Annotated in this window: 23 protein-coding genes and 2 pseudogenes; 18 read left to right on the top strand and 7 right to left on the bottom strand. The window is 58.3% G+C overall.

The genetic code is table 11. The features are described from left to right. Positions 1 to 493: 493 nt before the first annotated feature. From F7R20_RS18705 to F7R20_RS18685, 5 genes are all read left to right on the top strand, one after another. Positions 494 to 1,843 (top strand): MFS transporter, encoded by a 1,350-nt coding sequence (locus F7R20_RS18705; RefSeq protein ID WP_003204153.1) that lies wholly within the window; start codon positions 494 to 496, stop codon positions 1,841 to 1,843. Between the two features lie 101 nt (positions 1,844 to 1,944). Continuing rightward, positions 1,945 to 2,643: a fumarylacetoacetate hydrolase family protein gene (locus F7R20_RS18700; protein ID WP_003204151.1), complete on the top strand. Its 699-nt coding sequence runs from the start codon at positions 1,945 to 1,947 to the stop codon at positions 2,641 to 2,643. 21 nt (positions 2,644 to 2,664) lie between these two features. Continuing rightward, the gene (locus F7R20_RS18695; protein WP_003204148.1) at positions 2,665 to 3,423 is read left to right on the top strand and encodes an SDR family oxidoreductase; all 759 of its coding nucleotides are present in this window, start codon (positions 2,665 to 2,667) and stop codon (positions 3,421 to 3,423) included. A 32-nt stretch (positions 3,424 to 3,455) separates the two neighbouring features. After that, positions 3,456 to 4,412, top strand: a complete 957-nt coding sequence (locus F7R20_RS18690; protein WP_003204146.1) for a 2-hydroxyacid dehydrogenase — start codon at positions 3,456 to 3,458, stop codon at positions 4,410 to 4,412. A gap of 160 nt (positions 4,413 to 4,572) precedes the next feature. Next, positions 4,573 to 4,860: a type II toxin-antitoxin system Phd/YefM family antitoxin gene (locus F7R20_RS18685; RefSeq protein ID WP_003204144.1), complete on the top strand. Its 288-nt coding sequence runs from the start codon at positions 4,573 to 4,575 to the stop codon at positions 4,858 to 4,860. A 185-nt stretch (positions 4,861 to 5,045) separates the two neighbouring features. On the opposite strand, the gene F7R20_RS18680 is transcribed toward F7R20_RS18685, so the two are convergent. Both F7R20_RS18680 and F7R20_RS18675 read right to left on the bottom strand, forming a co-directional pair. Beyond that, the gene (locus F7R20_RS18680) at positions 5,046 to 5,564 is read right to left on the bottom strand and encodes a BRCT domain-containing protein (RefSeq protein ID WP_223524635.1); all 519 of its coding nucleotides are present in this window, start codon (positions 5,562 to 5,564) and stop codon (positions 5,046 to 5,048) included. Positions 5,565 to 5,715: 151 nt separating this feature from the next. Next, positions 5,716 to 6,066, bottom strand: coding sequence for a DUF7079 family protein (locus F7R20_RS18675; protein ID WP_003204141.1), 351 nt, complete (start codon positions 6,064 to 6,066; stop codon positions 5,716 to 5,718). A gap of 156 nt (positions 6,067 to 6,222) precedes the next feature. Between F7R20_RS18675 and F7R20_RS18670 the strand changes: the two genes are divergently transcribed. The 6 genes and pseudogenes from F7R20_RS18670 (at position 6,223) to dapF (ending at position 9,793) form a co-directional block, all read left to right on the top strand. After that, the gene (locus F7R20_RS18670; protein WP_003204139.1) at positions 6,223 to 6,555 is read left to right on the top strand and encodes a type II toxin-antitoxin system HigB family toxin; all 333 of its coding nucleotides are present in this window, start codon (positions 6,223 to 6,225) and stop codon (positions 6,553 to 6,555) included. Then, entirely contained in the window at positions 6,552 to 7,193 is a 642-nt protein-coding gene (locus F7R20_RS18665) for a helix-turn-helix domain-containing protein (RefSeq protein WP_003204138.1), read from the top strand. The genes F7R20_RS18670 and F7R20_RS18665 overlap by 4 nt, the downstream gene beginning before the upstream one ends. A gap of 183 nt (positions 7,194 to 7,376) precedes the next feature. After that, positions 7,377 to 7,961 (top strand): hypothetical protein, encoded by a 585-nt coding sequence (locus F7R20_RS18660; protein WP_003204136.1) that lies wholly within the window; start codon positions 7,377 to 7,379, stop codon positions 7,959 to 7,961. Between the two features lie 49 nt (positions 7,962 to 8,010). Continuing rightward, entirely contained in the window at positions 8,011 to 8,574 is a 564-nt protein-coding gene (locus F7R20_RS18655; RefSeq protein WP_003204134.1) for a GNAT family N-acetyltransferase, read from the top strand. Between the two features lie 58 nt (positions 8,575 to 8,632). Further along, positions 8,633 to 8,998 (top strand): VOC family protein, encoded by a 366-nt coding sequence (locus F7R20_RS18650; RefSeq protein ID WP_003204132.1) that lies wholly within the window; start codon positions 8,633 to 8,635, stop codon positions 8,996 to 8,998. Next, positions 8,989 to 9,793 (top strand): annotated as a pseudogene (gene dapF, locus F7R20_RS18645) (diaminopimelate epimerase). Before F7R20_RS18650 ends, dapF begins: the two are co-directional and overlap by 10 nt. A gap of 33 nt (positions 9,794 to 9,826) precedes the next feature. Here dapF and F7R20_RS32140 read toward each other — a convergent pair. Continuing rightward, positions 9,827 to 9,997: pseudogene (locus tag F7R20_RS32140) on the bottom strand (nucleotidyltransferase family protein); the annotation flags it as partial. Positions 9,998 to 10,098: 101 nt separating this feature from the next. On the opposite strand from F7R20_RS32140, the gene F7R20_RS18640 reads away from it, so the two are divergent. The 6 genes from F7R20_RS18640 (at position 10,099) to F7R20_RS18615 (ending at position 14,902) form a co-directional block, all read left to right on the top strand. After that, on the top strand, positions 10,099 to 10,587 hold the full coding sequence (locus F7R20_RS18640; protein WP_003204128.1) for a GNAT family N-acetyltransferase: 489 nt from the start codon (positions 10,099 to 10,101) through the stop codon (positions 10,585 to 10,587). Positions 10,588 to 10,686: 99 nt separating this feature from the next. Then, a complete protein-coding gene (locus tag F7R20_RS18635) occupies positions 10,687 to 11,784 on the top strand; it encodes a sterol desaturase family protein (protein ID WP_003204126.1) in 1,098 nt (365 codons plus the stop codon). Continuing rightward, complete coding sequence (locus F7R20_RS18630) at positions 11,781 to 12,596, top strand: suppressor of fused domain protein (protein WP_003204125.1); 816 nt, start codon at positions 11,781 to 11,783, stop codon at positions 12,594 to 12,596. The genes F7R20_RS18635 and F7R20_RS18630 overlap by 4 nt, the downstream gene beginning before the upstream one ends. A gap of 81 nt (positions 12,597 to 12,677) precedes the next feature. Then, a complete protein-coding gene (locus F7R20_RS18625) occupies positions 12,678 to 13,292 on the top strand; it encodes an alpha/beta fold hydrolase (protein ID WP_003204123.1) in 615 nt (204 codons plus the stop codon). Between the two features lie 90 nt (positions 13,293 to 13,382). Next, complete coding sequence (locus F7R20_RS18620) at positions 13,383 to 14,006, top strand: SMI1/KNR4 family protein (protein ID WP_003204121.1); 624 nt, start codon at positions 13,383 to 13,385, stop codon at positions 14,004 to 14,006. 350 nt (positions 14,007 to 14,356) lie between these two features. Further along, positions 14,357 to 14,902: an NADAR family protein gene (locus F7R20_RS18615; RefSeq protein WP_003204120.1), complete on the top strand. Its 546-nt coding sequence runs from the start codon at positions 14,357 to 14,359 to the stop codon at positions 14,900 to 14,902. 29 nt (positions 14,903 to 14,931) lie between these two features. On the opposite strand, the gene F7R20_RS18610 is transcribed toward F7R20_RS18615, so the two are convergent. The 3 genes from F7R20_RS18610 to F7R20_RS18600 all read right to left on the bottom strand — a co-directional run bounded on the left by F7R20_RS18610 (position 14,932) and on the right by F7R20_RS18600 (position 17,624). After that, positions 14,932 to 15,618, bottom strand: coding sequence for an HD domain-containing protein (locus F7R20_RS18610; RefSeq protein ID WP_003204117.1), 687 nt, complete (start codon positions 15,616 to 15,618; stop codon positions 14,932 to 14,934). A gap of 34 nt (positions 15,619 to 15,652) precedes the next feature. Continuing rightward, entirely contained in the window at positions 15,653 to 16,042 is a 390-nt protein-coding gene (locus tag F7R20_RS18605; RefSeq protein WP_003204115.1) for a hypothetical protein, read from the bottom strand. Positions 16,043 to 16,163: 121 nt separating this feature from the next. Then, a complete protein-coding gene (locus F7R20_RS18600; protein WP_003204113.1) occupies positions 16,164 to 17,624 on the bottom strand; it encodes an L-lactate permease in 1,461 nt (486 codons plus the stop codon). A 131-nt stretch (positions 17,625 to 17,755) separates the two neighbouring features. On the opposite strand from F7R20_RS18600, the gene F7R20_RS18595 reads away from it, so the two are divergent. Continuing rightward, complete coding sequence (locus F7R20_RS18595; RefSeq protein WP_003204111.1) at positions 17,756 to 18,256, top strand: Lrp/AsnC family transcriptional regulator; 501 nt, start codon at positions 17,756 to 17,758, stop codon at positions 18,254 to 18,256. Here F7R20_RS18595 and F7R20_RS18590 read toward each other — a convergent pair. After that, on the bottom strand, positions 18,249 to 19,304 hold the full coding sequence (locus tag F7R20_RS18590) for an alpha/beta hydrolase family protein (RefSeq protein ID WP_003204109.1): 1,056 nt from the start codon (positions 19,302 to 19,304) through the stop codon (positions 18,249 to 18,251). The two genes, F7R20_RS18595 and F7R20_RS18590, sit on opposite strands and share 8 nt — an antisense overlap. Positions 19,305 to 19,323 lie beyond the last annotated feature (19 nt).

The raw sequence follows: 19,323 nt of genomic DNA, 5'->3' as shown, positions 1-19,323 counted from the left end.
TCATACGATGACGAGGCCGTAGGCGTGAATTTTCTGTCTCTCGAAAATGTAGGGCGCTTGTCCAAGAATGATAAATTCTGTTTTGTTAATTTATGTTTTAAAAACAAATAGTTAATTGAAACTTAAAAAGAATATGAAAAAAATCACCAATCTGATTTTTTTGGACAGGTTCCTTGGACACGGTTTTAAACGGGAAAAATGATCTAACAGCTCAGTTGATTTTGATTTGTTGTACGACCACTGTTGAGCCACGCAACCCGACCCTCCATCCAAAAACAATCAAAAGGTGCGCACATCATGAACCTGTTCCTGCTTCTCGCTGACCCTCCCGACCGCTCCTGCAGCAGATCCTGTTGCAAGGTCTCTTCGAACACCTGACACCGGCTGTTCGCACCTCTCATTCCTGTAGCGATTGTTCTGCCCCGGCATCGAGGGCATTGATTTCGGCTGCTCGTAAACATTTCGACGCTTCTAACAATAACGAGGTCCACTCATGTCGAATTCCCACACCTCCCAGACCGCCGCAGCACCGGTGGTTGCCGGCGCCCGGGACGCCGCAGTACCAGAACGCCTGCCGTCACGGCGGCGCTGGTTCATGCTGTCGCTGCTGTTGATCGCGACGATCATCAACTACATCGACCGGGTGAATATCTCGATTGCCGCGCCGTTCCTCGCCAAGGACCTGGGCCTGGACAAGATCGAGATGGGCCTGATTTTTTCCGCGTTTGCCTGGACCTACGCGATTGCACTGGTGCCCGCCGGCTTCATCGCCGATCGCTTCGGTTCCCGGTTCACCTACGGGGTGTCGCTGATCAGTTGGTCGACCGTCACCGTGTGCCAGGGCTTGGCCACGGGCTTCGCTTCGCTGTTCGGTCTGCGCCTGGCCGTCGGCGCAATGGAAGCGCCGGCGTTTCCGGCCAACAGCCGGGCGGTCACGGTGTGGTTCCCGGCGCGTGAACGGGGCCTGGCCAGCAGCATTTACGTCTGCGGCCAGTACTTGGGCACGGCGCTGTTTACCGGTGCGCTGCTCTGGCTGGCGACCACCTATGACTGGCGCCATGTGTTCTACAGCACTGGCGCACTCGGCATCGTCTTCGGTGTGGCCTGGCTGTTCTTGTATCGCGACCCGATGAACTGCAAGAAAGTCAGCAAGGAAGAACTCAAGTACATCGAAGCTGGGGGAGGGCTGGTCAAGAGCAGTCAGGAGCGCACCCGCTTCAACTGGCGGCAGATCGCCGAGCTGTTCAGCTATCGGCAGGTCTGGGCGATTTGCATCGGCAAGTTCGCCAGCACGTCGGCGCTGTACTTCTTTCTCACCTGGTTCCCCACGTACCTGATCGAAGAGCGTCAGCTGACCATGATCAAGGCCGGGATCTTCGCCGTGCTGCCGTTCGTGGGCGCGACGGTGGGCATCCTGCTCGCCGGGATCGTGTCCGACCTGCTGATCCGTCGCGGCTACTCGCTGTCCTTTGCCCGCAAGTTGCCGTTGGTGGTCGGGTCGATGCTGGGCATGTCCATCGTCCTGGTGAATTTCACCGACTCGAACGTGATCTGCATCGCCGTGCTGACGGTTGCCTTCTTTGCCCAGGGCATTGCTTCGTCCTCGTGGGCGGCGGTGTCGGAAGTGGCGCCCAAGGAACTGATCGGACTGACCGGCGGGATCACCAGCCTGGCGGCCAACATTGGCGGGATTGTCACCCCCATAGTGATTGGCGCGATCGTCCAAAAGACCGGCTCATTCGCCTTGGCTTTCTGGTTCATCGGTGGCGTGGCGCTGATCGGCACCTTGTCCTATTCGTTGCTGCTTGGCCGTTTGTATCGCATTGAACTGAAGGCGCGCTGAGCCCGGAAAAAACCGTTTTTCTCCAACACGAGGCGGCATTCCTCCAACTTCGCCAGGGATTGCCGCCGTACGCTGACGCTTCCAACAGGACTTTTATCAGGATGAACATGCCCGAGTATGTCTTTACCCCGGACCTGCCAGTGACCTTGCCGGTTGTCGGCACCCCGCAGCGTTTTCCCGTCGGCCGGGTCTTTTGCGTTGGCCGCAACTATCCCTGGCCTGATACCCAGGGTGAATCCCGAGTGCCACCGGTGTTTTTCATGAAGCCTGCCAGCTGCGTGGTGGAAGCGGCCGGTGAGGTGACGTTTCCATCGGTGACCGAGGAGTTCGCCCACGAAATCGAATTGGTCGTGGCCATCGGTGAGGGCGGCGCCAACATCCCTGAGAGCCAGGCGTTGGCTTATGTATGGGGCTACGCGGCGGGTCTGGATCTGACCCGGCGTGATGTCCAGCGCATGGCCAAGCGCAACGGTTTGCCATGGGAGGGCGCCAAGGTGTTCGACGGCGCCGCGCCAATGACCGCCATCGTGCCGGTCTCCCGGGCGGGGCACCCCGATGGCGAGTTGTGGTTGAACGTGAACGGCCAGGAGCGCCAGCGCGACAGCCTCGACAGCCAGATCTGGTCGGTCAGTGAAGTGATCGCCCGCATCTCCCAATCGGTGGCGTTGCGGGCCGGCGACCTGATCATGACCGGCAGTCCGTCAGGCGTCGATGTGTTGCAGCCGGGTGATGTCATCACGGCTGGCATCGACGGTATTGGCGAATTGGAAATGCGCGTCGGTCCGCGTTTGTCTTACTGAATTCGAGAAAGGAGAACCCACATGTCCAACACATTGAAAGTGGCTTTGGTGACTGGCGCCGGCAGCGGGATTGGCCGTGCGGTGGCCCTGGGCCTGATGGAAGACGGCTACACACTGGTGTTGGCCGGCCGCCGGCCAGAGCCCTTGCAGGCATTGGCCGAGTTGGCGGCCAGCCAGGGTCGCGAAGCCTTGGCGGTGTCCACTGATGTGCGCGACCCGGTCAGTGTCGATGGGCTGTTTGCAACCATCGCCGAGGTCTACGGACGCCTGGACGTGGTGTTCAACAACGCCGGGGTCAACGCGCCCGCCGTGCCGCTGGATGAGCTGACGTTCGAGCAGTGGCGAAACGTGATCGACACCAACCTCAACGGCGTTTTCCTTTGTGCCCGCGGTGCCTTCGGCCTGATGCGCCGGCAGCAGCCCCAGGGCGGACGGATCATCAACAACGGATCGATCTCGGCCCACACCCCACGACCGTTCAGCAGCGCCTACACCGCCAGCAAACACGCGGTGCTGGGGCTGACCAAATCCCTGGCCCTGGACGGACGTGAATACAACATCGCCTGCAGCCAGATCGACATCGGCAACGCCCTCACTGAGATGTCCGTGCGCATGACCAAGGGCGTACGCCAGGCCAACGGCAGCATCGCGGTGGAGCCGATGGTGGACGTCAAGCACGTCGCCGACGCGGTGCGCTACATCGCCGGCCTGCCGTTATCGGCCAACGTCCTGAACATGACCGTCATGGCCACGGCCATGCCGTTTGCCGGTCGCGGTTGAGCCAGCCTTTTTTATTCTGTTACGAGGTCTACATGAAGCCAGAAGTCTTGCAACTCAGCCCGATCCTGATCCCTGAAATCAACGCCCGGCTCAACGAGCTGTTCACGGTGCGGCGCTATTTCGAACAGGCCGACAAACAAGCCTATCTGCAAGAACACGGGGCCAATATTCGCGGTGTCATTACTGGCGGGCATACCGGCATCAGTCAGGCGCTCATGGCCCAACTGCCCAAGCTGGAAGTAGTGGCGGTCAACGGCGTAGGTACCGATGCCGTGGACCTGGCCTACGCCAGGGATCGCGGAATCCGCGTGACGGCCACCATCGGCGCGCTGACCGAAGATGTCGCCGACCTGGCGATTGGTCTATTGATTGCCGTGTGTCGCGGGCTGTGCACCGGTGACCGTTACGTGCGCTCAGGCCAATGGCCCCACAGCCCGACGCCACTGGCCCCGCTGCCATTGGCCCGTCAGGTGTCCGGCATGCGCATCGGCATCGTCGGCATGGGCCGGGTCGGTCGCGCCGTGGCAACCCGCGCCGCCGCGTTCGGGTGCTCGATCAGCTACACCGACTTGCAGCCCATGAGTGACGTGAGCCACACCTTCGTCGCCGACCTCAAGCAACTGGCCCGCGACAGCGACGCCCTGATCCTCGCGGCCGCCGCGGACAAGGCTGAAGCCATCATCGATGCCGAGGTGCTGCGTGCCTTGGGCCAGGGCGGGTATCTGATCAATGTGGCCCGGGGCAAACTGGTCAACGAGGCCGACCTGGTGGCGGCGCTGACCGCTGGTGAAATCGCCGGTGTGGCGCTGGATGTGTTTGTCGATGAGCCGCATGTGCCCGAGGCATTGTTTGGCAATGAGCAGGTGGTGCTGCAACCCCACCGCGCGAGCGCGACGTTGCAGACCCGCACGCGTATGGGGGAGATGGTGGTGGCGAGTCTGGTGGATAGTTTTGCTGGGAAGGTGCCGCAGGGGTGTGTGACGGGGTGAAGGTGTGGAGCTTTAAGGAGGTCGCGAGACGGTCAAATTTATGAACTTGCTGTGTTGAAGCGGAAGTGGAGGTAAGGTCTCAGGTTATGTGCTGGTCTGTGCTTTGCCCGTGCAGTTAATAAAGACCAAAATAACGACCTATTTTGAAGGAGCCGCCTCCATGCAACTCGTTTTGGCTGATTTGGCCGTCAGCCTATCCGAACTCAAAAAAAATCCGTCATCCGTCCTGAGCGGTGCTAACGGCGCGCCAGTAGCGGTGTTGAACCATAATCGCGTCTTGGGCTATATGGTCCCGGCAAGTGTCTACGAGGCCATGGTTGAGCGCCTGGATGAACTGGAGCTGGCACAGGTGGTAGGGGCACGGATCGAGGCCAACCAGACGCCTCTTTGGGTGTCTCTTGACGAGCTCATTGGCGAGGCAGAGGCTGATATCGCCGATGGGCATTGATTACATGGTGGGGCAGTACCGATGGAACCAGGCTAGAAGTGATTTCCACTTTAAATTAGGTGGACACCATCGCTTTTGACGTCGGGGTCAGTAAGACATGTTAGCCAGCCCCGCATACCGTTGCCTTGGATGATGGATATTCCGTCGCTATGTCAAACCGCTCGATCGACGCTGCATCGGATGTCTCAAGGCATCTCGCCCGTAGTGATCAGGTTCAAAAACTGTTCCGCATCGAAGATGAAAGCACCAGCCGCTAGTGCCTTTGCAACCTTAGTCGGGCCGGCGTTATCGCCATAGCAAAGAAACGTCAGAGTCTTGCCTGGAGTACTCATCACCCTTAACCCAAAATCCTGCGCCTTCTGTTCAAGGTCTGCCCGATGCGCAGCAGCAAAACCGGTGAAAAGAATTTGATTTATCCCCCCTGGCGGCGACTTGGGACGGGGACAATTGGAGGCGGCCTCCTGTGCTGCCAAAGCAGACGGTTTTGGTTTTGGCGAAAGCCTTGGAGCGGGAGGGGCGGCGTCGTTCAGTAATAGCTCCGCGCCCGACAATATCTCAACAATTCGATCCTTTCGGAAGGTTTTTGGGAATGAGTCGCCAGTGGATCGTCCCTGAATGTAGAGTGAGTTCTCTGACCATTGGATCAGTTCTCGGACACTCAAATTACCCCTCGCATCTTTGTAGCTGAACTTGATAATCGTCACTGCGTCACTCCCTGTGATTTTCACATTACCGGCCAAACCTGCATCTACCCGGAATCCTTCCGGTATTCGTTACGGTTGGGAAACATTTGATCCTCAACGTATGCCGTCGAAATCTACCACCATTACTTCGTCACGAGGCAATGCAGTTGTATCAAGCGTATCCGGGTGGGAGCCGCGTCGCGACCTGGCTCCAACACCTGGCAATCTCCTTGGCAATGCTGCCGCGGCCTTTCCTGGGCTCCAGCTCATCACTTGCACTGATGTGCTCCAGCAGCCACTCATCCGTCCATCCCGCCCATTCACCCGCCACGGACCTGAGGTTCGCTTCGAGCACCGGGAACACTTCATTCCACAGGATGCTGTGGATTTCCTTTGGCGAATAATTGGTTTCAAGGACTACGCGAGCGATGTAGTTGTAGGTCAGGTCGTCGATCTCGGTATCCAGGAAGAACGAGGAAAGGGCCTGCCAGGTTTTCAGGCGGTTCGAGTCGACAGGGTTCATGTTTTTGTCTCGGGATGTGTAGGTGATAAGCCCATTTGGCCCAATGCTGCCGGCTAAATCGCCTGCTTGCCACCGTATGAGTCCCTCTGCTGCCAATAAATCGTTGTTGTTAAAAAACACAACCAGAGTGCCATCGGCTCAAAGACAAGGAAGCCCATGGATATACTCACGCCATCACGTTTTGACGACGCTGCGATTTTGTACCCGAACGACAAGGCCGGGCTTGATCGATGCCTGCGCATTTTGAGGATGGCGCGCCCCAAAGCGTTCGCGGACCTGCAAAAGCTTTTCGGTACGCACGGTGTCGACTTGTTCAAGCCCAGAGCCGCAATGAACTGGGTGGTGATCGACGTAGGCGCCAATAATCTCAGGGTGATAGGTGGCGTCAACTACACCCGGCAGAAGATCTACGTCAAACACATCTACACGCATGCCGATTACGACGTTGCCAACGTCTGGTATGCAAGAAACAAAGGGGTAAGACGATGAGCGCAGCCCGGAACGACTTTCAAACCGTGATCGCAACGCTTGGCGAGCTACATGCGTTACTGGATCGCCTGCGCGGTGAGTTTGTGCATGGCATCAAGACCCCTGCCGACTATGAGCGTGCGACCGACCTGCTCGATGCGCTCACCGACGGGCGCGAACTGAGCAAGACTGAGGAGAAAATTCTCGTTGAGCTCGAGGACGAAATCCTGGCCTACCAGCGCAACTGCGAACAGTTTCGCGAGTCCCATGCCGCTTTTGAGGCGACCTGCACGCCTGTGCAATTGATCAAGGATCTGATGGAGACGCGCGGGCTCACCGGTTCAGACCTCCCTGAGATCGGTGATAAAACGGCGGTGTCCAAAGTGCTCAATGGCGATAGGCCTATCAGCCACAAGATGGCGTATGCGCTGGCGGAGCGGTTTGCGATGGAGCCGAGTGCTTTCTTGACCGCGACTTCAGCAAAGGTGGCGGCTCATATCGAAACTGTCCCTCTTTCCGTCAGTAAAACTTCAGCTCATTACCTTTTGCACGAGGATTCTTTGATCGCATATTCAGTGGAAGAGGCCGGTGCCGGTGAATACAAAGTAGTGACTTCGAAGGGTCGCAGAAAGACGGCCAAAGAGCCGGACAAGGGGTAGGGCAATCATCTGCTGATCAGGGGGCCGGGTTGGTTGTCGATCCACGGGAGCTCAGGATGATACGCGGCCCGATACATCGGCCATTGCAGCCAATCCCCGAACCCTCTATAAAATCTCGCGCTGGCATCGCGTTCCTCTCGACCGTCGTTGGCCATGGATATCTGACCCGCATGGAGCATCATCGTGAGCCAATCGCCACGCCCTCTCAACTCCCGAATCAACTTCTGCCCGCGCAAAAAGTCGTCCCGCGTGCTGCAGTATGCCTTGAGCATCAGCGTCCTGACCCTGCTCACCGGCTGTGGAGCGCTGTCGGATGTCCGCTCTTTCTCCACCCCTTATTCAACGCCTGACGGTGGCGAGACCGCGCGCTTGCGGGTGATCAGCGATGGCATGGTCAGGGCCGTACCCAAGTCCGATTGTGTGGACTTCCGCCTGCCGGGCGCGGGCGTCATGGTGGCGTTCCGCGATGGCTACGCCAATCGCAACGGCGAAAGCCTGGGCATGCCGGATGACGACAAACACTCATCTTCCACGGTAATGACTGAGCTGCTGGTGCCTGCCGGGCAGCCCATCGCGTTTCATTACATCGGTGCTCAATGCTACAACATGTTCCGCTTTGTCCCTAAAGCAGGGGCGGACTACCAGCTGGACGCCGCGGGGCGATACAAGTGCACGGTGACCCTCAAGCAACTGTCCGTGAAAACGACCGAGCTTCCCCCTTTATCCTTGGAGGACAGCAAACTGTGCAGGGCGACGGATAACTTTTAGCGTGGAGGGTTTTCCAAGGACGCCATAACGTTGAAAAAGGAGTTTCATCATGAGCCCCATCCCCACGTTCCAAACCCGCCGTCTCATCCTCACCCCCCTTGAACTGACGGATGCACCGGCGATCCAACAGCTATTTCCCCATTGGGAAGTGGTCCGTTACCTGGACAGCCGCGTGCCCTGGCCTTATCCGGATGACGGCGCGCTGACGTACGTGCGCGACCATGCGCTCCCCGCTATTGCAGCCGGACGCGAGTGGCACTGGATGATCCGTATTGCCGAAGAGCCGACACAGAGCATCGGCAGCATCAGCCTCTACGACCAGCCCGGCAACAACCGTGGTTTCTGGCTGGCGCCGCAATGGCAGGGAAAGGGCTACATGCGCGAGGCTTGTGAAGTGATCAATGCCTATTGGTTTGAAGCGCTGGGGCGCCCTGTCATGCAAGTGCCCAAGGCAGTGGGCAACCTTGCTTCGCGCAGGATTTCGGAGCGCGAAGGCATGCGCCTGATCGGGACGCAGGAAGGGGATTTTGTCTGTGGGGTGTTGCTCAAGGAGGTCTGGGAGATGACGCGTGACGCGTGGCTTGAAAGGAAGGCCAAACCTGGAGTGCATTGAACGGAATCAAGCTTCGTCATCATGAGTTTCATCGTCGACATTGATCAAGGAAGAACACATGCAACCGTCACTCAATCGAATCATGCTGTATGTCCGGGACGTTCAAGCGACCTGCGATTTTTATGAGCGTCATTTCAGTTTTACCAGTGAAAGAAAAACCGATGACCGCGTCACCGAATTGAGCCCTGCAAACGGTGGCGCGATCCTGATGGTTCACCCGGCAGGGAAGGCCGTTAAAACAGGGCAAGTTACCGTAAAGCTTGTCTTTGATCTCCAGGATGTCGAGGGTTTCAAGGCAAAGTGCCTGGCCCAAGGCCTGAAGTTTGGCGCTACGCACAGGGCGGACGGTTACTCTTTCGCCAACGCCAAGGACCCCGACGGTAATTCCATTTCCATCTCCAGCAGGGCGTTTGCATGCCGCTGAACTTTCAAAAGATGCATGCCAATGGCGATGACTTCGTTATTGTCGATTCGCGAAATTCGGCCAACCCGGTGACGAGTGCCATGGCCCAGCGAATGGGGGATCGGAACTTGGGCGTGGGCTTCAACCAACTCGCGGTGTTGCTCGATTGCGACGATGCCGATGCGCGCGTGATGTTCTGGAACGCGGATGGCTCCGCGCTGGAACGTTTGCGGCAGCGCAACACGGGGAGCGGCGGATATGCTGATGCGCGAAGCAAATGTTGCTTCGGTAGCGCTGCGCACCAACCGTGGTCTGCTCACGTGCGAGCGTACCTCAACCGGCGACATTTCCGTCGACATGGGTGTGCCACTTTTCGGCTGGTCGGACATCCCCTTGGCGCAAGCACTGGACACCGCTGTGTTGCCACTTGCCGGCAGTCCAGCCGCGTGCAGCATGGGTAATCCGCACTGCACTTACTTTGTGGGAGATTTGGCAACCGTTGATATCGCGACCATCGGCCCGGCCATCGAAACCCACGCGCTATTCCCACTCAGGACCAACGTTCATTTTGTCCAGATCATTGATCGCACGCATATTCGGTTGCGCATCTGGGAGCGCGGTGCAGGGATTGCACTGGGTTCAGGTTCTTGCTCGTGTGGCGCGGTTGTTAATGGAATTCGTCGTGGTTTGTTGGACAGCACCGTCGAGGTTGAATGTGATGGTGGAAGCGTGACGGTTCAATGGGATGGCGTGGGGGCGGTCTTTCTTATCGGGCCGGTGGAGGCGAGTTTTTCGGGGACGATGAGTCAAGCTTGAGTTGGTAGGCGTTTCTATCCTGGAGCAGGGATTTACGCCCCAAGCCGGTGGCCGTTGCGACTGATGATTCCAGACGGCTTGGAACAGGCAGCCAGCCGTGAGCATGCATTGATTCAACCCGAGTGAAGGTAAGCGCGAGGTGATCTGCGCGTTGATTGGATTGGTCATTGCCATCCTGACCAAGCGTTCGACCGTCAATGTCATATTCATCCTTTTGGAATCGGTCCGGTCCTGGCGCCCCGACAGATGTTTGAGCAAAATCAGGTGAGCCAAGGCACCAAGCGCATAGATCTCAAGGACGCCCAATGATATTGCAAAGTCGGCCAGTGAAGGCTGATGACATCAAGACCCTCTGCAGCTTTGCGCAGGACGCTCGGGAACTGTTCTATATGTTCCCGAAAGCCCAATACCCCCTGACTGAGGCTCAGCTGTCTGACGCCATCGCTCAACGATTCGATTCGACGGTCATCGAGGCTGGGAACCGTGTCGTTGGTTTTGCTAACTTCTATCGGGCTGAAACAGGTGGAGTTTGCTGTATCGGCAATGTCATCGTTGCCCAAGAGGCACGAGGTAAAGGCGTTGCAACCTTTCTTGTGGAAACGATGACGGCCCTGGCGTTCGACCGTTATGACGCCACTGAGGTGCAGGTATCGTGTTTCAATGAAAACACGGCAGGCTTGCTGCTTTATCCAAAGCTGGGCTTTTTGCCCTTCGCTGTTGAAGAGCGAGTTTCTCCAGACAGTCGTAGAACCGCACTCATCCATATGCGTCGCGGTAGAACGGGCCGCCCCTAGATCCTTTTGAGCGGCTACCGCCAGAAATGCCTGAAAACCCAAGCCCATCCCAACGCGACTGATTTACAATACCGCATCTTCGACAGAGGCCGGTATTTCGTGGATGCGTTTTCCCTTGTCTATCAACACCTGAGCGCATGGGTGATCGCCCCCATCACCCAGCAGTTCCTCGACATCTTCAACTTGAACGGTCGGTTCGGAGTCCTGTTTCTCTGCGCTTCCTACGGTGTCGCCTATGGCCTGTTCCGTTTCAGAAAACACCGCCGCCTGACTGACGCTCGTTCGTTCTGGCAATTCATCGGTGGTCGTGGGGTGTACCTGCATCGTTCGGCGTTGCTGGACTATCGCTACTACTTCGTCCGGGCGATTCTCAAGATTGCCTTGGTGTTGCCCATTGTTCATCTGGTCGATCCGTACATCCTGCGCTCCGGGGATTACCTGGCTTTTTTCAGCAACCTCTGGGGCGCGCGTCCGCGCCTCGGTGAGAATTTTTCGCTCGCGTTGCTTTATGGGCTGGGGGTGTTCCTGGTGAAGGATTTCGTCCACTACTGGGCACACCGGGCGTTTCATTCGCGCTGGCTCTGGGCGTTTCACAAGGTGCATCACTCGGCGCCCGTGCTGGTGCCGGCCACCGCGAGTCGGATGCATTTTGTGGAGAAAATCGTCGAGAAGCTCGGCATCACCGCCTGCCTGGGTCTTTTCGCGGGTGGCTTCTGGTATGCCAGTGGTGGTGAGATCAGCCGCTACACGTTGTTCGGCGTGACGTACCTGGTGTTCATTTTCAATAGCCTGGCGGCCAACCTGCGTCACACCCATGTCTGGCTGTCCTTTGGTCCGGTGCTGGAACATGTGCTGAACAGTCCGGCCCAGCACCAGATCCACCACAGCGATGCACCGCGTCATTTCAACCGCAATTTCGGCGTCAACCTGTCGCTGTGGGACTGGATGTTCGGCACGCTCTATGTCACCAGCACGCAGCCTGAGCACTTGCGTTTCGGCACCGGAGAACAGGACCACCAGCGTTACTTGACGGTGTATAGCCTGATTGTCACGCCTTTCGTTGAAACTGCCCGCAAGTGCCTGCCCGCGTTTTCATATCAACGCCAACACGCCACAATGCGCCCAACGCCTGCCATCGGATCAGCGAGTGCTGACGCGGGCGAGGTTGAGCGAAAATCCAGCAAGGAACGCCCATGAATTTCTTCAAGAAGCTCTTCGGTTCATCGAAAGCCCCTGAAACCCAAGACGACCAGCCCGCGCCGCAATCCCACGAGCTTGGCGACCTGACCGAGGCTGAAGCCGCCAATCTGGCCGTCCGGGAAGCCGGCGCAGCGTGCCTGGATCGTCATTGGAGCGCTGTTGGCACGGTCGAGCGGGATGTCCTTGCCTACCTGATCAGCCCGACCTTTTCCGGCGGCCCTTACTGGCCTTCGACCCGCCAGGCCTACCGCGTGGTTCGTCGTGGCGACACGATCATTCTCGCCACTGAAGGCCTGTCCGATCCATTCGATGATACGGAAGGAATGGGCAACGGCTTCGAGATGGAATTGTTCGTCGAAACCGCGGATATCCCCGAGCACGCCTATGGTCCTGTGGGGGAGGTCGATCCTTTCAAGCGCAGTTGGGCTTTCGAGCTGCTGGAGCACGTCGCCAAAACGGTGGCCGACGCTGGCGGCATCACCCACCAACTCGACCAATACGGGACGCTATCCCTTGAACTGCCAGGGCTCAGCCAATCGCACCACATGGGCGATCAACTGCCCAAGCTCTTCGTGACCGATGACGACTCCACCGGCGTTCTACTCGGCGCCCCGGCGCCGGATTTTCCTACCCAACTGGATGACATGCCCTTGTCCCCGGTCAGATTGGTGCCGGTGGTATTGATTACGGCGGCGGAGCTGGAGTACGTGCGTTCGGGAGGGCGAGCGGCGCGGGAGGATCTGGTGAGTCGTTTGAAGGCGGCGGGTGTTGGGCATATGAGCAGCTTGCATCGGGCGAGTGTGGTGTGATGCTGGAGCCGGTCATCGAACCTGGCGGTATCCCTTTGGCCTCCTGCTGACTCTTTCAATCCCATCTTCAAGGACGAACCCGTGACCGCATCCCCCGCCAAACTCATCTTCCTGCCCGGCGCCTCGGGCAACACCCAGTTCTGGCATCCGGTCGCTGAACGCTTGGCCCACCCGGCGCAGCAAGTACACATCGGCTGGCCCGGTTTTGGAGACACGCCGCCTGTGCCTGACGTGACCGGCATGAGTGACCTGGTGGCGCGTGTGCTGGCCGAGATCGACCGACCCACAGCGCTGGTGGCGCAATCCATGGGCGGTATCGTCGCTGTGCTCGCAGCACTTGAACGCCCTGAGCTGATCACCCACCTCGTGTTGACCGTCACCTCGGGCGGGGTGGACATGTCGGCGCTGGGCGCACACGACTGGCGCCCGGATTTTGCGGCGGCCAACTCGACACTGCCGAGTTGGTTTCTCGACGACCGCACCGACCTCACGTCTCGCTTGATCGAGTTGCGCATGCCGGTCCTGCTGCTCTGGGGCGACGCTGATCCGATCAGCCCCGTTCGTGTTGGCCAGTACCTTGCCCAGCTGTTGTCCCGCGCTGAACTGCACGTTTTTCCTGGCGCCGATCACAGCCTGGGCTTCACTCACGCAGATGAGGCGGCGAGGCTGATCGAGAGACATCTGGCGAGCGAGTAAGCGGAGCACTTGTTATCAAAGTGTCGGACTGATTGTGCGGCGCGGCGTGTTTCAAGACCTCCAGGACCCAATACCTTTTTCGAGACATCAATGACTGACTACCGCGGACTCATCCTCGAAGACACCCGTGAAGGCGCCACCGAGCGTGCCATCACGCAACTGGAAGCCAGCCTGGGGGCTCGCTTGCCGGACGACTATCGCCAATTCCTCAAGACCTGCAACGGCGCCTATGTGGAATACGATGTGCTGGCGACCCTGGCCAATGGCGATGAGGAACTGCTCAGTTTTTCACTGTACGGGCTGGACCCGGACAAAGAATATGAATCCAACCCCTTTGAACTGGAGCAACTGCGGGCCCAGCCCGGTTTCCCCGCAACGGGATTGTTGCCGATCGGTCGCGACGGCGGCGCGAGTATCTTGCTGCTGGACCTGCGGGAAGGGCGCCAGGACGTGGCGGCGATGGTGGCGGGCCTACCTGCCTGGACCGGTCGCCGTCAGCAGGGCGATGAGTACGTGGTGCTGGCGGATTCTTTCAATGGCTATCTGGATTCGCTGCATTTATCGCAAGAGCGGATCGAGGAGCATATCAATCACTTCATCATTAGCCCTGAGAGTATTGAGGCGACGTTGGAGTGGTTGGATAAGGGCAGTCCGGGGTGGCGGGAGCGGTATCGGGAATTGTGGAATGCGAGGGTTGTGGATCGGTTGATTTGAAGACTGATTGGGTGGATGAATTCCGGTCTTGTCCCCTGGAGGCTGTTTACCTCTACTTCCCAAGTCGTCGCCACCAATCGGCAGCATTACGGGCGTTCGTAGCTTTTTTAAAGACTGCGGATCTTGGCGATGCTTCCAGATAAAGCCGGCCTTCATCTGGAAGCAGAGATATAGGTAAAAACGACCTGTTGATTCGAGCAGAATTATCTTGGCTGTCTTGCCTAAGGCTTCAGGCAACAATGTTAACTTTCGATAAGCTATGAGCGATGCAAGTGGGCGCTATAGACACGAAGCGGCCTTGGTCAGCACAGTAGCTGTAACTTCGATCTTCAGTCAGCAAGGACATCTCATTGAACGACTCTGAACATGTGAAAGAACTGTGCGCCCGTTTCAACTCCGGAGAACATCTGAAATTTACGTTTTTCTGGGGGCACCAGCGCAGCAAAATTGCCGTTACGGCTTCGTGCTTCAGCCAATGGTTCGAGGCCGGGTTCATTGTCGAGGGGCAACATTACCCGACAGCCGAACACTTCATGATGGCCGAGAAAGCGGCCTTGTTCGACGATCAGGAAATTCGTGCGCAGGTGCTCCACGCACCTACTCCTAATGCCGCCAAGGCACTTGGCCGCAACGTGCGCGGATTCGATGATCAGGTTTGGCTGCAACACCGATACGACATCGTCGTTCGAGCGAACCAGGCCAAGTTCTCTCAAAATCCGCAGTTGAACGAATATCTTCTACAAACCGGTTCGAGCGTTATTGTCGAAGCCAGCCCGGTTGATAACATCTGGGGTATAGGGCTCGCACAGGACAACGCGGATGCGAACAATCCGAATCTGTGGAAAGGCTTGAATCTGCTGGGATTTGCGCTGATGCAGGTGCGGGACGGGGAGTAAGTTATCCCTTCGCCGCTTGAATCCAGTCCTCAGTCGAGACGCTCGATGGCGCGTGCAAGATTTGCGTGTGCCTGCTGCTCGAATGCGTCGAAGTACGCTGCGGTCGTATAGATCCGCCCGCGCGCCTGGAATCCCTCCAGGACCTGGCGCCGCTTTTGGCGGTACACAGGCAGAGGCACAAATTGGTACTCGTGGCGAATCTGTTGGTCGTATTCCTCGAACCGTTCGAACGACGCTCCAAGGATCGCCAGATCCGTGTCCACCAACACCGCTTCGTCTGCCGACTTCGGGGCGCCATCGTGTCGCGTCACCATGATCAGGTCGTAAAGCCTGCGTCGCGTTTCATCGCCCAGGCCGCTATCACGTGCCACGTCGTCCAACCATTGCGCGCTACGCAGCTCGTTGTCGCTGCGAAGGGGCTCGTAGATCGCGTCATGGAACCACAGCGCGAGGTCGATTTCGGCGGGGGCCTGGCAGGCCGCATTGACGAATCGGCGCACTTGAAGACATTCCTTCAGGTGCTGGAGGGTGTGGTAAGCGCGATGCGGCTCGCAGTAATGTCGAATGAGTTCTTCGTACGTCTCTCGTGACGCGCATACGACGCCAAGCTCGGCCCAGACGCGAGCCCAGGCGTCGAAATCCGTGCCATCAACTGCGTCGAGGTCGCCCTGTGGGCTGGCCGGGAATAGACCGTTCTCTTCTGGCGAACCCGTCATCGTTTCTCCTGCACTTCAAAAATGAAAAAGATAATTATTGAGCATCACCCGCCGGCGCGTCGTCGGCATCGTCTGCTGGCGCTCCGTAAGGTGCGCCAATCTCGACCCGATCAGCCTTTACCCAACCGGTATAGTCGTCGCCGCTCTTGGCGATGAAGTTCACTTCCAGCCATGATTCGTCTTCAAGGCTGGAGTAAACGGTGAGAGAGTCGCCGGGGATTACGAAAATCTTCTTATTGGCACAGGCTTCATCTGGCGCTTCGTGGAAATGCAGGCGCCCAGTGCCAATGACCTTGCCTTGCACTGACGGATGAAACTCAGGCACCGTTCCGGAGATCTTTTCCGCCAGGGCCGAACAGTTGACAGCGGCCTGGCTCAGGCTGCTGAAAAGGCACAGGCACAATAAGCTTGAACGCAGATACATCGTGGCGAATCCGTTTGGGGTGGAGGCGTAGGATAGTTAAGTCAGAAACTATTGGGAAAGAGACATGAAAAAAGGGGACTGGAAAAAGTGCAGAAAGAGGTGCTCATCTGCAAATACCCTGCTATCCAAACCATCCACTCAGCAACACCGCGCCCAACGCGACTAACGCGGTATTGAGACAGACCAGCGTGAAGCCAAACCTTACCAGTTCGCCTTCCTCCTTGGCCTGGGTCTTGGCAAGTCCCAGGATCAGCATGACAACCGACAGCGAGCCCAGCGCTGCATGCCCTGCCGAGCTGTTCTGGACGGCAGCCAACAACAGGCGAGAGGATTCGGGCAACATCGCGATGGCCGGCATGAAGATCGCGTTGCCGCCAACATTCGACCCCGTCATGTAGCCTGACAGCGCGCCAAACAGGGCAACCAGCGACGTCGCGGCGGCGGGCGACAGGCCCGCCAGCATTTGCATCAAGCCCGCGAGGAAGCCGGCCTTCACCATCATCTGCGACATCGCGAGGAAGAAGAAAATGGTCAACAGTGGTCGCTTCGCCCGCGCCACCAGCGCAGCAGGCATACTGACGTCGAGTGCTGTCTGGCGTTGTGTGTGGCGCGTGTGAAACCCTAGCCCGATCAGCACCAGAACCAGTGCCAGGCCTGGTGAGGAGAGTGGCTTCCAGGTGACCTGAGCGCCCTGTACAACCCAGTGATCCTGCCAGGAGGTGATCGCCCACACCATCTTCAATGCGACAATGCAGACAATCAGCACCAGATACGGCCATGCCTGACGCGGCCATTGCACTGCACCGCGCTCGCTATCGTTGCGGCGCAAGCGCCACAGCCCAGCAGAGAGTACCGCTGCGGCCGTCACCAGGCCCGCGGCCACGCCGGCCACTTCCGGCCCCAGCCACCGACTGGCACTGTAAAGCACGCCAACAAACAGCAGCCAGAAAGCCCCCAACGCCCTCCATTCCCGCGAGTCACGAACGCCTGCAAGAGATAGCGCGATTGCACTGAGGACCAAAAAAACCGGTGCGCTGGTCAGTGCCGAGGTCGATGCCAGCGCGGTTGCGTCCAAGTGAACCAACGAAGCACCAATGACCGATGCCAGGCCCAGTGTTCCCCAGGGCATGATTGCCATGCCGGTCAGTGCTATTCGTAGCGCGATCCGACGCTCGAAGAGACTGAGCAGCAGGGGCACCGTGGCGATCAACGACACGCCGAAGCCGGTCATCGCTTCGAGCAGCGGTGCCAGTCCAAGAACGATAAACACTACTTGATCGCCGCGCCCAAGCCCCAGTGACTGCACCCATCGGCTAAGCGCCAGGTTGACGCCCATGCGCTCGATAAAAATCACGAAGACCAGACCTGGAACGATCACGAAAGCCGTACTTGCAAACAGCACGGCCGTATCTTGAGCGGCGGCCACCATACTGCCTAGGCGCCACGCGTCTGCAGCGCCGGCGAGCCAGAGCACCAGGACCAATGCAGTGCCTGCAATGGCGGCGTGCATGGGGGGCCGGCGCAGCACGACAAGCATGGCTGTAACCAACAGGACAGGGGAAAGATGGAACAGTGCGAGCATGCCAATAATATCCTGTGTGTGTTGCGACTAAGGCTGCGTACGCAGACTGCTGGCAAGATAATATTTCTCTTGGCTAGATAAAGGGGCGCGGTTTTCTGTTAGTTTTCGAGAAAATTTCTCACGGGTTTGCCATGGCCAAAAACGACGCAGCACTTGAATCGTTGGACAAATTCGACCGTGCCATCCTGGACCTCGTCCAGCGCGACAACACGATGCCGCTGCGCCTCATGGCCGAGCAGGTCAATCTTTCCACGGCCGCCGTTCAGCGCCGTATCAAGCGGATGGAAGCGGGGGGCGTCATCACGGGCAACGTAGCCATCGTGGATCCCACCGCCGTAGGACGGCCGATCACGATCATTGTGGAAGTGATGGCAGAGCGCACCAGCATCGAGGCACTGGAGGCGATGAAGGCACACTTCGCGGTGCCCGAAGTTCAGCAGTGCTACTACGTCACCGGCGAAGTGGATTTCGTCCTGGTATTAACCGTTGCCAGCATGAACGAATACCAGACGTTGGCGCGGCGATTGTTTGCCGAAAATTCCAACGTGACCTGGTTCAAGACAATCGTGGCGCTGGACCGTGTGAAAGTCGGGCTTAATGTGCCGAGCATGCCTGTGGGGATCGTCATCTAGCCTTCTTATCAAGCTCTCCAGGTGATTGCGCCAGAAACGCCGCGATCAGCGATACAACCTGCTGCTGAATCACCCCACGAGCACGGCCGCCATCCCCATCCTGACAAATAATGCCATCTCCCGGCACGTGCTCTTCGAGGATCTTCTGCGCACCAGGTTTGCACATCGACATGAAGCTGAAATGGCTTGCGTCTTTGATCTCGACATAGCGGCTTGTCGCCGAGGGCAGGCGCTTGGCCAGGTTGGCAGATTCCAACTCGGCGGGAAGCTCTCGCGACGGTACACCGGCCGCGATCACCAGGGCGGGGACAGGCAGCGTGACCAAGCTTTTATCGGTCAGGCCCCGTGAAAGGCCCAGGTCCAATGTCACCACCGCAGTGATGCGTTTATCACGCCAATCGGCGGCCAGTTCGGCCTTTGATTCAGCGGTGCTGGCGGGATTCATCTGTTCGTAAACGGTGCAACTGGATAACTGCGAATGGGCTTTGCAGTCTTGGGCGAAGCGCTCTGGGTCGAAGCGAGCGCCGGCGATTTCCAGGGCGGTCCAGCCGCCGAGTGAATGGCCCACGGCTGCAATTCGTCCATTGGCGACCCGGCCAAATTTTTCAGGTTGAGTCGTGACCGCATCAATGACCCGACGCAGATCGACGGGCCGCTGCCATAACTGCGCCGCTGCTTGCGGGCTGCGGTCATGGGTGGTGCTGCCGGGGTGGTTGATGGCGGCGACGATGTAACCCTTCTGGGCCAAGGCACTGGCCAGCCAGATCTGGTTGCTCCAGTTACCCCGGTATCCGTGGGAGAGCACCACCAATGGGTGTTCGCCGGCAGTGGGCGGCGCGTTACGCACGGCAGAGGCGCCGACAAACACCGCGTTATCGGCGATCAGTTGCGCGGTTTCGGTGGTTGCGCTGGGGTACCAAACGACCATCTCCAGTGCGCGGCCATTGTGCGGATCCAGGGTGGAAGATTGGAAACCGATGGGGTTTTCGTCAGCAAATGCGATGGTCGTCAGGCAAGCCAACAACAGGGCGCCGAAAGCTGTTTTCAATGTCGTTTCTTCCTTGATT

Origin of the sequence: Pseudomonas brassicacearum subsp. brassicacearum, assembly GCF_008801605.1 — a bacterium.
GTDB lineage: Bacteria > Pseudomonadota > Gammaproteobacteria > Pseudomonadales > Pseudomonadaceae > Aquipseudomonas > Aquipseudomonas brassicacearum.
The sequence above is the reverse complement of the archived record's forward strand: the minus strand, read 5'-3'. Positions and strand labels throughout refer to the sequence as shown.

What these genes read in the sequence shown, in the direction of transcription:
- F7R20_RS18705 (WP_003204153.1), top strand. Translation starts at nt 494, where the DNA reads ATGTCGAATTCCCACACCTCCCAGACCGCCGCAGCACCGGTGGTTGCC.
- F7R20_RS18700 (WP_003204151.1), top strand. Translation starts at nt 1,945, where the DNA reads ATGAACATGCCCGAGTATGTCTTTACCCCGGACCTGCCAGTGACCTTG.
- F7R20_RS18695 (WP_003204148.1), top strand. Translation starts at nt 2,665, where the DNA reads ATGTCCAACACATTGAAAGTGGCTTTGGTGACTGGCGCCGGCAGCGGG.
- F7R20_RS18690 (WP_003204146.1), top strand. Translation starts at nt 3,456, where the DNA reads ATGAAGCCAGAAGTCTTGCAACTCAGCCCGATCCTGATCCCTGAAATC.
- F7R20_RS18685 (WP_003204144.1), top strand. Translation starts at nt 4,573, where the DNA reads ATGCAACTCGTTTTGGCTGATTTGGCCGTCAGCCTATCCGAACTCAAA.
- F7R20_RS18675 (WP_003204141.1), bottom strand. Translation starts at nt 6,066, where the DNA reads ATGAACCCTGTCGACTCGAACCGCCTGAAAACCTGGCAGGCCCTTTCC.
- F7R20_RS18670 (WP_003204139.1), top strand. Translation starts at nt 6,223, where the DNA reads ATGGATATACTCACGCCATCACGTTTTGACGACGCTGCGATTTTGTAC.
- F7R20_RS18665 (WP_003204138.1), top strand. Translation starts at nt 6,552, where the DNA reads ATGAGCGCAGCCCGGAACGACTTTCAAACCGTGATCGCAACGCTTGGC.
- F7R20_RS18655 (WP_003204134.1), top strand. Translation starts at nt 8,011, where the DNA reads ATGAGCCCCATCCCCACGTTCCAAACCCGCCGTCTCATCCTCACCCCC.
- F7R20_RS18650 (WP_003204132.1), top strand. Translation starts at nt 8,633, where the DNA reads ATGCAACCGTCACTCAATCGAATCATGCTGTATGTCCGGGACGTTCAA.
- F7R20_RS18640 (WP_003204128.1), top strand. Translation starts at nt 10,099, where the DNA reads ATGATATTGCAAAGTCGGCCAGTGAAGGCTGATGACATCAAGACCCTC.
- F7R20_RS18630 (WP_003204125.1), top strand. Translation starts at nt 11,781, where the DNA reads ATGAATTTCTTCAAGAAGCTCTTCGGTTCATCGAAAGCCCCTGAAACC.
- F7R20_RS18620 (WP_003204121.1), top strand. Translation starts at nt 13,383, where the DNA reads ATGACTGACTACCGCGGACTCATCCTCGAAGACACCCGTGAAGGCGCC.
- F7R20_RS18610 (WP_003204117.1), bottom strand. Translation starts at nt 15,618, where the DNA reads ATGACGGGTTCGCCAGAAGAGAACGGTCTATTCCCGGCCAGCCCACAG.
- F7R20_RS18605 (WP_003204115.1), bottom strand. Translation starts at nt 16,042, where the DNA reads ATGTATCTGCGTTCAAGCTTATTGTGCCTGTGCCTTTTCAGCAGCCTG.
- F7R20_RS18600 (WP_003204113.1), bottom strand. Translation starts at nt 17,624, where the DNA reads ATGCTCGCACTGTTCCATCTTTCCCCTGTCCTGTTGGTTACAGCCATG.
- F7R20_RS18595 (WP_003204111.1), top strand. Translation starts at nt 17,756, where the DNA reads ATGGCCAAAAACGACGCAGCACTTGAATCGTTGGACAAATTCGACCGT.